12 protein-coding genes are annotated in these 13,360 nt (G+C 50.8%); 7 read left to right on the top strand and 5 right to left on the bottom strand.

Translation table 11 applies throughout. The annotated features are described in order from the left end of the window. Positions 1 to 184 precede the first annotated feature (184 nt). On the bottom strand, positions 185 to 280 hold the full coding sequence (locus BN1360_RS26095) for a putative holin-like toxin (RefSeq protein ID WP_372775412.1): 96 nt from the start codon (positions 278 to 280) through the stop codon (positions 185 to 187). 357 nt (positions 281 to 637) lie between these two features. Here BN1360_RS26095 and BN1360_RS23315 point away from each other — a divergent pair, with 357 nt between their 5' ends. From BN1360_RS23315 to BN1360_RS23290, 6 genes are read left to right on the top strand one after another with little or no spacing between them, the layout of a single operon-like run. Next, a complete protein-coding gene (locus tag BN1360_RS23315) occupies positions 638 to 2,428 on the top strand; it encodes an L-fucose isomerase (protein ID WP_068782222.1) in 1,791 nt (596 codons plus the stop codon). 50 nt (positions 2,429 to 2,478) lie between these two features. Next, a complete protein-coding gene (locus BN1360_RS23310; RefSeq protein WP_068782221.1) occupies positions 2,479 to 3,138 on the top strand; it encodes a class II aldolase/adducin family protein in 660 nt (219 codons plus the stop codon). A 16-nt stretch (positions 3,139 to 3,154) separates the two neighbouring features. Next, a complete protein-coding gene (locus BN1360_RS23305) occupies positions 3,155 to 4,660 on the top strand; it encodes a rhamnulokinase (protein ID WP_068782220.1) in 1,506 nt (501 codons plus the stop codon). Then, the gene (fucU, locus tag BN1360_RS23300) at positions 4,654 to 5,091 is read left to right on the top strand and encodes an L-fucose mutarotase (protein ID WP_068782219.1); all 438 of its coding nucleotides are present in this window, start codon (positions 4,654 to 4,656) and stop codon (positions 5,089 to 5,091) included. Before BN1360_RS23305 ends, fucU begins: the two co-directional genes overlap by 7 nt. A 53-nt stretch (positions 5,092 to 5,144) precedes the next feature. After that, positions 5,145 to 5,882: an SDR family oxidoreductase gene (locus tag BN1360_RS23295; protein WP_068782218.1), complete on the top strand. Its 738-nt coding sequence runs from the start codon at positions 5,145 to 5,147 to the stop codon at positions 5,880 to 5,882. Between the two features lie 55 nt (positions 5,883 to 5,937). After that, entirely contained in the window at positions 5,938 to 6,915 is a 978-nt protein-coding gene (locus BN1360_RS23290; protein ID WP_068782217.1) for an aldo/keto reductase, read from the top strand. Between the two features lie 457 nt (positions 6,916 to 7,372). On the opposite strand, the gene BN1360_RS23285 is transcribed toward BN1360_RS23290, so the two are convergent. The 4 genes from BN1360_RS23285 to BN1360_RS23270 all read right to left on the bottom strand — a co-directional run bounded on the left by BN1360_RS23285 (position 7,373) and on the right by BN1360_RS23270 (position 11,646). Then, entirely contained in the window at positions 7,373 to 8,371 is a 999-nt protein-coding gene (locus tag BN1360_RS23285; RefSeq protein ID WP_068782216.1) for a LacI family DNA-binding transcriptional regulator, read from the bottom strand. Positions 8,372 to 8,409: 38 nt separating this feature from the next. Further along, positions 8,410 to 9,801 (bottom strand): ABC transporter substrate-binding protein, encoded by a 1,392-nt coding sequence (locus tag BN1360_RS23280; RefSeq protein ID WP_229521086.1) that lies wholly within the window; start codon positions 9,799 to 9,801, stop codon positions 8,410 to 8,412. 70 nt (positions 9,802 to 9,871) lie between these two features. After that, positions 9,872 to 10,756: a carbohydrate ABC transporter permease gene (locus tag BN1360_RS23275; RefSeq protein WP_068782215.1), complete on the bottom strand. Its 885-nt coding sequence runs from the start codon at positions 10,754 to 10,756 to the stop codon at positions 9,872 to 9,874. Beyond that, complete coding sequence (locus tag BN1360_RS23270; protein ID WP_229521085.1) at positions 10,753 to 11,646, bottom strand: carbohydrate ABC transporter permease; 894 nt, start codon at positions 11,644 to 11,646, stop codon at positions 10,753 to 10,755. Before BN1360_RS23270 ends, BN1360_RS23275 begins: the two co-directional genes overlap by 4 nt. A gap of 356 nt (positions 11,647 to 12,002) precedes the next feature. Between BN1360_RS23270 and BN1360_RS23265 the strand changes: the two genes are divergently transcribed. Continuing rightward, positions 12,003 to 13,301, top strand: a complete 1,299-nt coding sequence (locus BN1360_RS23265; protein ID WP_068782214.1) for a GntP family permease — start codon at positions 12,003 to 12,005, stop codon at positions 13,299 to 13,301. Positions 13,302 to 13,360: the final 59 nt, after the last annotated feature.

Raw genomic sequence — 13,360 nt, 5'->3', positions numbered from 1 at the left:
CCCCCTTATACTGGGTTAAATTGAATAGCTCTTATCGTTCACTTCTTTTTCCAATTATGTTATCATAACTATTAAAGAAGCCGAGTGCTGAGAACACCCGGCTAACCATTGGCTCGGAGGGGATATCCCTTCTGATGCTTATAGGGTAAAACCCACCTTTGGCGCTAACCTTGGGGTGGGTTTTTTACTTTTTCTTGAAATTGCTTCCAATATACGATAAAAGAGCAACGATAAATGTTGCGAATAATATCATAATTGTTATCGCAGCTTCTATTTTCATGGAATCACCTCCTGTCCAGTTCCCCAAATACTCTACCTCGAATCGGAGAAAATGTTCAGAAGGGATACCATGCCCACCCAAGATTCAATTGTCCACTCTATTATACCAATTTTATTCTGATATAAAAGAACATATGTTTGCGTTTTTGTAGAATGCCGGAGGCGGATCGAAAATGCCTAACAGTTTGCGTATTAACGGCATGGCATCATGGTCTTTCACTCCACCCATGTTGTACACTTCCATCCCCAGGTACACTATATTGACCACCTCCTCCAGTCAAAAGACAGCATAGTGGGTTATCGCCCCCTCAGCCTCCTACTAGAATGAAGACATAACCAAGTTAGAGGAGGATGTTGTATGACTGCAAGCGATTACAGATGGAAAGACGGTTTTCCGAAGATCGGGATTCGTCCAACGATAGACGGAAGAAGAAGAGGGGTACGGGAATCGCTTGAAGAGCAGACGATGAACCTGGCGAAGGCGGTCGCCAAGCTGTTAACGTCTGAGCTTAGATACCCGAATGGCGATCCGGTTGAATGCGTGATTGCCGATACCTGTATCGGCGGTGTAGCCGAAGCGGCTGCGGCGGCGAAGAAATTCAAGCAATCCGAGGTTGGTCTGACGATCACAGTTACACCTTGCTGGTGCTATGGTACGGAGACGATGGATACGGATGCCAGCATGCCGAAGGCGGTATGGGGCTTCAACGGTACGGGACGTCCCGGAGCGGTTTACTTGGCGGCCGTATTGTCCGCCCATGCGCAAAAAGGAATTCCGGCGTTCGGCATTTACGGTGAAGATGTCCAGGATGAGGGCGATGATCATATTCCTGATGACGTGCAGGAGAAGCTGCTTCGCTTTGCCCGCAGCGGTCTTGCTGTGGCACTGATGCGCGACAAAGCGTATTTATCGATGGGTTCCGTCTCAATGGGGATTGCCGGTTCGATTGTGAACGACAGCTTCTTCCAGGAGTATCTTGGCATGCGCAATGAATATATCGATATGAGTGAATTTACGAGAAGGATCGACGAGGAAATCTATGATCCTGAGGAATATAAATTAGCGCTGGCCTGGGTGAAGGAGAACTGCACCGAGGGCCCTGACAATAATCCGGAGCTTTTGCAAACTTCACGCGAGCGCAAGGATCAGGAGTGGGAGACGGTTGTAAAAATGACGCTGATCGCCCGCGATCTAATGATCGGCAATCCGCGCCTGACTGAGCTTGGCTTCGGCGAGGAAGCGAACGGCCATCATGCCATTGCATCCGGCTTCCAGGGCCAGCGGCAATGGACAGACCACTTCCCGAACGGTGACTTTATGGAGACGATGCTTAACTCCTCCTTTGACTGGAACGGACGAAGAGCGCCATTTACCGTCGCTACGGAAAATGACAGCCTGAACGGAGTTGGCATGCTGTTTGGCAACCTGCTTACAAATACCGCGCAGATTTTCGCTGATGTAAGAACGTACTGGAGCCCTGCTTCCGTAGAGCGCGTTGCCGGTTACAAGCTGGAAGGTCAGGCTGCTAATGGTATCCTTCATCTGATCAACTCAGGATCAGCGGCCTTGGACGGTACTGGCGAGCAGAAGCTTGACGGCGAGCCAGCCTTGAAGCCATTTTGGGAGATTACCGGGGAAGAGGTGCAAGCCACGTTAGGGGCTGCTCAGTGGCGCCCGGCTTCGGTAGAGTATTTCCGCGGCGGCGGCTTCTCGACGGACTATCTGACCCGCGGCGGGATGCCGATGACGATGACTCGCCTCAATCTTGTAAAGGGCCTTGGCCCGGTACTGCAAATTGCTGAAGGCTATTCGGTTGATCTGCCGCAGGAAGTGCATGATACGCTCGACAAACGGACCGATCCAACTTGGCCAACCACCTGGTTCGCGCCGATCTTAACAGGAAACGGTGCCTTTGCCAGCGTCTATGACGTGATGGATCATTGGGGAGCGAACCATGGTGCAATCAGCTATGGGCATATCGGTGCGGATCTGATCACGCTTGCTTCCATGCTGCGCATCCCGGTAAGCATGCACAATGTAGCGAAGGAGAGGATATTCCGTCCGCGGGCATGGGGCCTGTTTGGTACGGAGCAGAGCGAGGGCGCTGATTTCCGCGCTTGCAAGAATTTCGGACCGCTGTATAAATGACTTCGAACAGAGCTTGAGCGGTTTTGTCTAGGAAAGGGGAAAGAACTACCATGCAAAACATAGATATTCGCAACGAACTGTGCAAATACGCGCAAAAAATTGTTAACCAGGGCCTCGTCGTAGGTCCCGGTGGCAATATCAGTGCCCGCGCCGGAGACAAAATGTATTTGTCGCCAAGCGGTTTTGCTCTGGAGGAGATCCGGGCGGAAGAGTGGGTTGAAGTCGATATTCCCAGTGGGGAAATCAGCGACAGCGGCTATCGTCCATCCTCTGAGGTGCTGATGCATCTGTACGGCTATCGTCAAAATCCGGACATTAAAGCAATGGTGCATACGCATCCGTCTCACTGCATTGCTTTTACATTGATCGCAGAGGAACTGCCGATTATGTTCCCGGATCAAGCGGCATTGGTCGGGCGTACCGCCTTCATTCCTTACGTCATTCCAACGACGGATTTGCTAGCGGATGCGGTGGCTGCCAAGGTAAACGAGGCCAGCTCGATTTTATTGGGCAATCATGGACTTGTGACTACAGGCCGGAATCTGCGCGAAGCTTTCTACCGTACGCAGGTCGTTGAAGAGAGCGCCAAAATATATTTGGCCGCCAAGGCTGCGGGGACGCCGTCCGTGCTTACGGAGGAAGAGGTAGATGCTATCGCGGCGCTGGAGAGCGAGGATTACCGGATTCAGCTGTTGCAAAAAATGAAATGAACAGGCGGTGCGACGAATGACTCACACACCAACCGTTCTGGCGTTTGATCTTGGAGCTGGCAGCGGTCGAGCTTTAATTGGAGAAATAGAGGCAGCCGGTTCTGGCAGCGCCAAACGATTGAAAATTACCGAGATTCATCGATTCTCCAATACGCCCGTTCGTATCGGTGAACATCTGCATTGGAATACGCCCGGGTTGCTGCAAGAGATCAAGACAGGCATTCGCCAAGCGTTCCAGCTTGGCTATAAGCCTGAGAGCTGCGCGATTGATACCTGGGGGGTGGATTTCGGACTGCTTGATGCGAGCGGGGAACTGCTTGGCATTCCGTATCATTATCGCGACCGCCAGACCGAGGGACTGGTCGAAGAGCTGTCTGCGAAGCTGGGGGCTGAGCGGCTGTTCGATGAGAGCGGGCTGCAATTTATGCCGTTTAATACGCTGTATCAGCTCTATGCGATGAAGAAGGCGAACTCTCCGAAGCTGGAGATGGCGAAGACGCTGCTGTTGACGCCTGATCTGCTGAACTATTTTCTAACGGGGTGCAAAGCCTGTGAATTTACGATGGCAACGACGACGCAGCTCTATGATCCGGCGAAGCGGGCTTGGAATAAGCCGCTGATGCGGGAGCTGGGACTGCCCGAGGCCCTGTTCATAGATCCGGTACAACCGGGGACGGAAATCGGGCAGCTTACGGAGGAAATCCGTGCTGAGCTGGGCGTACCAAAGCTCAAGGTAATTGCCGCAGCCTCGCATGATACGGAGTCGGCGGCCGCCGCGGTGCCCGCAGCATCGCCGGTCTTTGCTTATCTTGTCAGCGGAACCTGGTCCTTGCTGGGAACGCAGATGCAAGCACCGCTGCTTCATCCCGATGTATTGAAGCTGGAATTTTCCAATGAGGGAGGAGCGGGGGGCACCTATCATCTTTTGAAAAATATTATGGGCCTATGGATTCTACAGGAGTGCAGGCGCATTTGGGAACAGCAGGGAGAGCTGTTTGATTATCCGCAGCTCGTTGCCTTGGCCGAGACGGCAAAACCATTCGGTTGCTTAATTGATCCCGATGATCTGCGATTTATGAATCCGGATTCTATGCCAGAGGAAATCGCGGCCTATTGCCGCGAGAGTGGTCAGCCTGAGCCGCGGACGATCGGCGAGACAGTGCGCTGTATTCTGGAGAGCCTGGCGCTCAAGTACCGTATGGTGCTGGAGCAGGCCGAACGCCTGACCGGAACGGTGTTTGACGGGTTGCATATGGTCGGCGGCGGTATCCAGAATGAGCTGCTGTGCCGCTTCACGGCGGGAGCGATAGGTCGGCCGGTCTGGACCGGGCCGGTTGAGGCCAGCGCAATCGGGAATATGCTCGTGCAGCTGCAAGCCGGCGGTTATCTGGCTGACATGCAGGAAGGTGTGGAGCTGGTTAAAGCTTCATTTGCTATAAGCACGTATGTCCCGGAGCAGCAAAGCGAATGGCAAACGGCTTATACACGGTATCAGCAGCTGATGGAGGTTATGCCATGTTAAAAGGAATTTCCAGCTTGATTTCGCCTGATCTGATCAAAGTGTTGATGGAAATGGGTCACTCGGATGAGATCGTATTCGCTGACGCGAACTTCCCGGCGGCCAGCCACGCCCAGCGGCTTGTACGCTGTGATGGACATGGCGTACCCGAGCTGCTGGAGGCGATTCTGCCGCTTTTTCCGCTCGATACCTATGTGGATCGCCCTGCAGTCCTCATGGCTGTAACTCCTGGCGATCCGGTGGAAACCCCGGTCTGGGATCGCTACAAGAGTATCGTTGCGCAATATGATACGAGATCAGAGGTTTTTGACGAGGTAGAGCGATTTGCTTTCTATGAGCGGGCCAAGCGGGCTTATGCGGTCGTATCTACCGGGGAGCTGGCGCTTTATGCCAATATTATTCTTAAAAAGGGCATAGTGTCCGGGCCGTATTAACCCTATAATGGAAAGAGAACCAACTATTTTCTTTCCAAAGGAGCTTCTATCTCATGATGTTTACCGTTTGGGTGACGGGTGCCGATCATGGCGTCGGGTTTGAACTGGTTCGCGGATTGCTGCATAAAGGGTATCGCGTGATTGCTGGAAGATATGATAAACGGGGGAAGTCGCTTTCCGAGCTGGTTACAGCTTATGGAGAGCGGCTTATTCTCGTCGATCTGGATGTAGGCAGCGATGAGAGCGTGAAGGCTGCGGTCCAGGCTGTGCAGGAACAAGCTTGTGAGACGGTGGATCTGCTGATCAACAATGCGGCGATTCTCGGCGATATTCAGTCCGGTGTAAGCGATGAGCTCGATTTTTCGGACATGCTTCAAGTGTACAATGTCAATGCGCTTGGGGCGCTGCGGATGACGAACGCGCTGCATGAGATGATTAGGAACAGCGCGCAGAAGCTGATCATTAATATCTCCTCTGAGGCAGGAAGCATCGGGCAGTGCAGCCGGGATCGCTGGTTCGCCTATGGCATGTCCAAGGCCGCTCTGAATATGCAGTCCAAGCAAGTGTTCAACAGCCTGAAATCAGATGGCGTCCGCATGCTCGTCATTCATCCCGGATGGGTGCAGACCTATATGCGCGGAGGGCTTGATGCGGAAGCGGCTCTGACGCCGGCCCAGTCGGCGGACGGAATTCTGCAGCTGATTCGCGAACGGCTCTTAAACCCGTCATCTGCTGTAGCTGAGCAGAGGTTGGAGTTCGTTGATGTGGAAGGGAATAGCTGGCCTTGGTAGAGGATAGTGTTAAATGATGGCCAGATTTTACTATTTTATAAAGGAGTTGTGTTCAATGAAGTATACTGCGTTAGGACGTTCCGGCTTAAAGGTAAGCAAGTTATGTCTGGGTACGATGAATTTCGGTGTAACGACGGATGAGAAGGAATCTTTTCGTATCATGGATGCAGCGCTGGATGCGGGGATCAACTTTTTTGATACCGCTAATATTTATGGTTGGGGCGAGAACTCTGGACGAACTGAAGAAATTATCGGAAAATGGTTCGCACAGGGTGGCAACCGCCGCGAGAAGGTCGTACTGGCGACAAAGGTATATGGGAACATGAGCGATCCGCTCGACGGACCTAACGGGGAAGTTGGCTTGTCCGCATACAAAATCCGCCGTCATCTGGAAGGTTCGCTGCGCCGTCTGCAGACCGATCATATTGAGCTTTATCAAATGCATCACGTAGACCGGAACGTATCCTGGGACGAGCTGTGGGAAGCATTTCATATACATCAATTGCAGGGCAAGATCGGCTATATCGGTTCTAGCAACTTTGCAGGCCGCGACTTGGTTAAGGCGCAATATGAAGCGAAGAATCATCATATGCTTGGCCTTGTGTCCGAGCAGCATAAATACAATCTGCTTTGCCGCTTGCCGGAGCTGGAGGTGCTTCCGGCAGCCGAAGAGCTTGGCATTGGCGTTGTTGCCTGGAGCCCGCTGGAGGGTGGACTGCTTGGCGGGAATGCCTCGAAGAAGGTTCCGGGTTCAAGAACGGAGAAGAACACGCGCTATGAGCAACATGCGAACCAGCTCGACGAATTTGCGGTACTCTGCCGCGAGCTTGGCGAGAGCGAAGCCAATGTGGCGCTGGCCTGGACGCTGGCCCATCCGGCCATGACTGCTCCGATTATCGGCCCGCGGACCCTGGAGCAATTGGAGGGCGCGCTTCGCGTCTGCGATATCGAGCTTGATGAAGCTGTGCTGAAGCGTCTCGATGAGATCTTCCCAGGACCTGGCGGCGCTGCGCCACAGGCTTATGCTTGGTAAACACACTGCGTAAAAACGTAAAGCTGCCAAACGGGCAGACAGCAAACTGTCAAACAGCCAAATAGCCAAACTGTCGTAATACCCCTTGGGGGAGGCTGCCGCAAGCTACTAAGAGCGATGCTGCTGGACGTAAAACGGCGAACAGGGAATCGAACAGAATTCCGGTTCAGTTGCCTGGCAATGAATGCTCCGTTACGCAAGAGCAAAAGTTGTTACGGATTATTCCATGTGCATCATCCATCTTGACAACCAAAAAGAAACTGCAAATCTGCTGTTCTTTGGTTCCGATCTGACATCAAATGACAAATGCCTGCAAAAATGAGTTATTTCTAGTTCATCACGAAAATTCTCCGGCTTCGCTTAAAATCCTATATATTGCAGTCATTTAACTTTATATGCTGTTAAAAAGCAAGAAAACCTGCATTTCTGCAGGTTTTCTTTTTGTTATTCCTCATATTCACTTGTGGTTTGCGGCAACGGTCGATTCGCGGACGATCAGCTCAGGGTCGATGTGCATGCTGGCGGCGCGCTTCGTTTTGCCGGATATGCGGCCCAGCAGCATGTCGGCCGCGGCCAGTGCGATCCGGTCCGCCGGCTGGCGGACGGTCGTTAGATGCGGGCGCAGCTTGGAAGCGATATAATGATCGTCATATCCGACGATCGAGACTCGCCCGGGCACGGAGAGCCCGCTCTCCTGCAAGGCGTTGATAACGCCGAGAGCGATATGGTCGTCGCCAGCGAAGATGGCGGAGGGCAAACGGTCCTCAGCGAGCCAGCGTTTACAGGTATCATAGCCGGAAGCAATCTCGAATTCGCCGTGCACCACTTCGAATGGGGCAAGCCCGTTGTCTTGAAGGGCCCGGAGGAATCCGCTGCGGCGTTCCCGTGTACTGCGGAACATTTCCTGCCCGCAAATATGGGCGATGGAAGTATGGCCAAGCTCCAGCAAGTGGTTCGTAGCCGCGTAGCCTCCTTTATAGTTGTCGATCGTCACCGAATAAGCGTCGTTCTCCGGAAGTTGGTTATCGATTAGCACATAAGGGATGCCACGGCGCTTCAATTCCAGGATATATTTGCTCTCTTCCATCGGAGAGAGGAGAATCAGGCCGTCGACCCGATCCTCCTGGAACAAATAATGGCTGTCATCCGACTCCATGCCGGTAGACACGGAGACGGCGAGGAAATACCCCTGCATGGCCAGAATCTCGTTAAGCTCCTTGACGACAGCGTCAAAGAAGGAATCTTGCAGCGTCGTCACGATCAGGCCGATAATTCCCGTCTTCCCACGGGCCAGACTGCGCGCGGCGGCACTAGGCTGATAATCGAGTTCCTTGATCGCTTCCAGCACTTTTTGGCGATTTTTCTCCCGTACGGTTTCTGCTCCGTTTAATACACGCGATACAGTTACTACGGACAGGCCGGATTTTTTGGCAACATCAAAAATGCTTACCTTCATCTGCATTCTCCTTGCGTGCATTATTCCATCACAATGGCTTATCTTTTAATAATATCCGTCACTTTCTTTTGAATCACCGGCATAACCTCTTCTATAGTTTTATGCCCGGTCTCAATCGGCTGCATTTCGTTGATGAACATATCATTGATTTGCGAGTAGTTCGTAATCAGGTGGTTGAACGATTCAAAGCCGTATTTTACAGCGCCCTCGTACACATTTTTGATATCCTGCGGATCAATTCCTTCAAAATGCTTATAATAGGCCTCAGCTGCTTCTGTGTTCACCGGCGGATTGCCGCCGCTCAGATCAATCGATTCCTCTTGAATGTCGGCGCGAATCAGATACTTGATCCATTCAAACGCTTCCTTCGGATGCTTGGAATCCTTCAATATGAATAGCGGATCAACGTACAAAGTACTGCGGACCTTATCATTTCCGCCCCAAGGCACGGCAGCTACACCGATATGGAATGGAAAATCATTGGCCCCAGCCAGGTTCCATGACCCACCGACAGACATGCCGATTTTTCCGGCAACGAAGGGATCGCCATTTTGTCCGGCTACGCTCTTGCTCCATTCGGAGGTCGGGGATACCTTATCCTTGAAGATGAGGTCGAACAATTTGTGATAGGCGGCCATAACTTTTGAAGTATCAAAATAAGTTTCTGAAGGGACTCCGCCATTGGTCCATGTATCTGCAGAATAAGGATCGGCCCCGAAATAGAGCGGACGATTGTCGCGTTCGGACCAGAAGAAGTCTAATCCGTATTGCGTCTTGGCGATATCATCGGAGATGACCGTCATCGGGCGCGCGTACTCGACCATTTTCTCAAAGGTCCAGTCCTTGTCTTCATAATCACTGGTTGGATAAGGCAGCTGGGCCTCATCGAACATATCCTTGTTGTATAGCATGAGTGTAACATACATGTTCAGCGGAATGCCGTACACATGGTCATTGACTGTATAAATCTTTATTAAATTGTCGGGAATGTTGTTTGCTTCGGCGCTGAATCCTTCTTCCTTGATCAGATCCGTCAAATCAAGCAGCATTCCTTTGTTATAGTATTCTGCGAATCCGCCGTATCCGTAATGGCTTGTCACGTCCGGAGACTTGCCTGCGGCGATCAGTGTTTGCAGCTTACTGTCAAACTGCTCATAAGGCGCTTTATCTACTTTCACTTTAATATTCGGATGTTCCTTCTCAAAGTCAGGCACTAATTTTTCGACAAAGGTGCGGTCCTCGGAATCGATAGTGTAATAAGTGATCGTTACCTGCTCATCTTTGCCTCCGCCAGATTTGGACGAATTGTTGTCCGTTCCCGGCGTCACTTCGGCAGCCGATTTGCCGCCGGAGCAGCCTGACAGTGCCATAACGGCAGCCACAATCAGAGTTAACAGGAAAACGGAGCTAAGTCGCAGCTTATTCATCATTATAAACGAACCCTCCAATTAAAGTAATATGATTAACCTTGCCTAGTAAGCAGACAACGTGTACGGGGGATTATTTAATGCCCGTAAGCACAATCCCTTCCACAAATTGTTTTTGGGCGACAGCGAACAGGGTAACGATCGGCACCATCGCCAGCACGGAAGCAACCATAAGCAGATGCCACGGCGGGATGCGGAACCTGGAAGAGGTTAATGAAGCCATCCCTACTGGCAGCGTGAAGCGTTCCGTTGAACTCAGATACAACACCGGCGCTAGCAGATCGTTCCAGCTGTAAATGAAGGCGAAGATCGCTACGGTTGCCAGGGCAGGGCCGGACAGCGGCAGGGCAATTTTGTACCACATCCGCAGTTCGCCACAGCCATCGATCCTACCGGCGTCGAATAAGTCTTCAGGCAGGGTCGAGAAAAATTGCCGCAGCAGAAAGATGTTATAGGCCGAGCCGAAAAAGGATGGAACAATTAACGGCAGAAAAGTATCGATCCAGTTCAGCTTGGAGAAGAAAATAAATTGCGGAATCATGATCGCCGGATACGGCAGCATCATCGTTGCCAGCAGCAGCATGAACCACAGCTGATTGCCTTTCCCTCTGTAACGGGAGAATCCGTACGCTGCCAAAGCTGATGAGATTAGCGTTCCGAACACAGTGACGACGCCAATAATCAGACTGTTCTTATACAGCGTGCCGAATTGCAGCGTGTCGAAGATTTCGCTGTAATTGCTCCATTGCCAGCTCTCCGGTAGGAAGGTCGGAGGGAACTTGAGCATTTCCCGCTTTGATTTTAGCGAGGTGGAGACCATAAAGAACAGGGGAAGCAGCATGATAAAGGTCGTGATGATCAACGTGATAAAACTGATGATTTGCGTTGTGCTTGCTTTACGCTTGGAGTCTGAGCCCGAAAAAACGGTACGGCGTTTGGGTATCGGTACAGTGTTCATTTGCGTCCTCCTCCCTCATAGTGAACATAGCGGTCGGATGCTTTCATAATGAGCGCGGTACAGATCATGACAACGATCAGCAGTACCCAGGCCAGAGCCGAGGAGTAGCCAGCTCGATATTCCTTGAAAGCGCTTGTATATAAGTTGTAGACATAGAACCAGGTGGAGTAATTCGGTCCCCCTTGAGTCATAACATAGGCCTGTGTGAATACTTGGAAGGAATCAATGATGCTCATGATGAGTTGAAAGAGCAGTACCGGTGAGAGCATAGGAAGTGTGACATGGAGGAAGGTTTTAAAACGGCCGGCTCCGTCAAGTTTTGCAGCTTCGATCAGACTGGCAGGAACGCCCTGCAAACCGGCGAGGAACAGTATCATTCCAGTACCTGCAGTCCAAAAGGTCATAATAATCAAGGCATACAGCGCAGTATCGGGGTTCATCAGCCAGGCAGGGCCATGGATTCCGAACCAGGAGAGTATGTAGTTGAATAATCCGATCTGCGGGTTGAAGATCCAATACCATAACAGAGACATCGCTACCCCTGAGACCATGCTCGGAAAATACATAGCGGTTCGGAAAAAGCCGCGGAAAGGAATCGTCTGATTCAGCAGCAGGGCAAATCCGAGCGCCAGCAGCAATTGAACTGGTACGCCTATAAAGGTATATTTCAGCGTAACGACTACGGATTTCCAGAACAACTCGTTATGGAACATCTCGATGTAGTTGGCCAGCCCGATAAACCGGGGTGGATGAATAATGTCATAATCCGTAAAGCTGTAATAAAGCGATGCTAAAATAGGGTAAAGCGCAAACACGAGGAAGCCGATCAGCCAGGGAGCGATGAATAGATACATATAGAAGGTTTGTCGCCGGCTTTCTTTAAAGGTCACAGCAGCACCAGCCTTTCACTTGTTTAAAGTTTAAGCGCTTTAACTTTTGTGGAGAAAAATATTGAAATAGTTCAGATATTTCGGGATGATTCTACAAAATAAATTAAAGCGCTATAACTTTAAGGAGTTTTAATAACATCATCATAGTGGATTGTTCCTAAATTGGCAATAGTAATATGAGAACTGATTAGATTAAAATTTAATCTTTTCATTAAAGATATAGATGGGGCCGATAATATTGTTCATTTGCACAATGAATTTCGTCCTTTAATCAATATAATTTTTGCGGATAAAGACCTATAATGAAAGCGTATCCAAGATAAGAGATAGAAAATACAACTTAGGAGGAACAGCAGATGGATGGATTTACGATCAGTTGGATTGGAGCACTGGTAGGTCTCGCAATCGCAATCGTATTGATCTTGAAAAAGCTTAATCCTGTATACGCTTTATTTCTGGGGGCGATCGTCGGGGCTTTGATCGGTGGAGCCAATCTGGAACAGACGATCAACGTGCTTGTTAGTGGAACACAAAGCGTGATGGGTACGGTCATTCGTGTGTTGGCAGCCGGTGTGTTGGCTGGTGTCATGATGGAATCCGGGGCGGCAGAGACGATCGCCCAGGCAATCGTTAAGAAATTTGGCGGCGGGAAGGCGATATTGGCACTCGCGCTTGCTACTATGATTATTACGGCGGTTGGGGTATTTATTCCGGTTGCAGTATTGATCGTAGCGCCTATCGCACTGTCAGTCGGCAATAAGATGGGCATCTCCAAGCTTGCCTTGTTGCTTGCGCTTTCAGGCGGCGGGAAGGCAGGGAATATTATCTCTCCGAACCCCAATACGATTGCCGCTGCACGCGGGTTTGGATTAGACTTAAGTGATGTTATGATCGCGGGTTTTGTTCCGGCTTTGTTTGGACTTGTTGTCACCGTTATCGTGGCTTCACTTTTGAAACGCAAAGGAGTAATGGTCAGTGACGCAGAGGCGGTTCAGGACACCGAGATTGATACTTCGAAGTATCCGCCGCTGAAGAAGGCCATAGTTGCACCGCTTGTAGCTGTTATATTGCTGATGATTAACCCGATCGGTTCGATTGCCGGAATCGATGCGCTGTCCAGCTTTAAGGTAGATGCGATGTACATTTTGCCGATTGCCGGGGTAGTTGGCATGCTGGCGATGGGACAAGGCAAGCATATTCTGAAATATACGGCATCCGGATTGAGCAAGATGACAGCAACAGTGCTGATCCTGATCGGTGCCGGCGGGATCGCCGGGCTTATCTCCGCTTCGGATCTGTCTACTCAGGTTGTGTCCTTGATTGAAGCCTCAGGGATCTCGGGAACGTTCCTGGCTCCAATCTCGGGTATTCTTATGGCTGCTGCAACCGCCTCGACTTCTACTGGGGTTATACTTGCTACAGGTTCGTTCGGTCAAGCGATTCTCGATATGGGAACAGCCCCGATGGCGGCTGCCGTTATGGTGCATACCGGGGCGACCGTAATCGACTCCTTGCCGCAAGGGAACTACTTCCACGTTACCGCAAGCAGTATGAATATGAGCATTAAACAGCGGATGGGGCTAATTCCTTATGAAGCGATTGTCGGCGGGACGATGACTATTGTAGCAACTTTAATGTACGGATTCTTGCTTTAAATGCAGATTGAATAAGGATGGCTTTTTAGCGCAATAAAGCTTTTTAATATGTTGGGTGG

The sequence above is a fragment of the Paenibacillus sp. GM2 genome, from assembly GCF_900069005.2.
Lineage (GTDB): Bacteria > Bacillota > Bacilli > Paenibacillales > Paenibacillaceae > Fontibacillus.
This window is presented reverse-complemented; position numbering and strand designations above follow the sequence as displayed.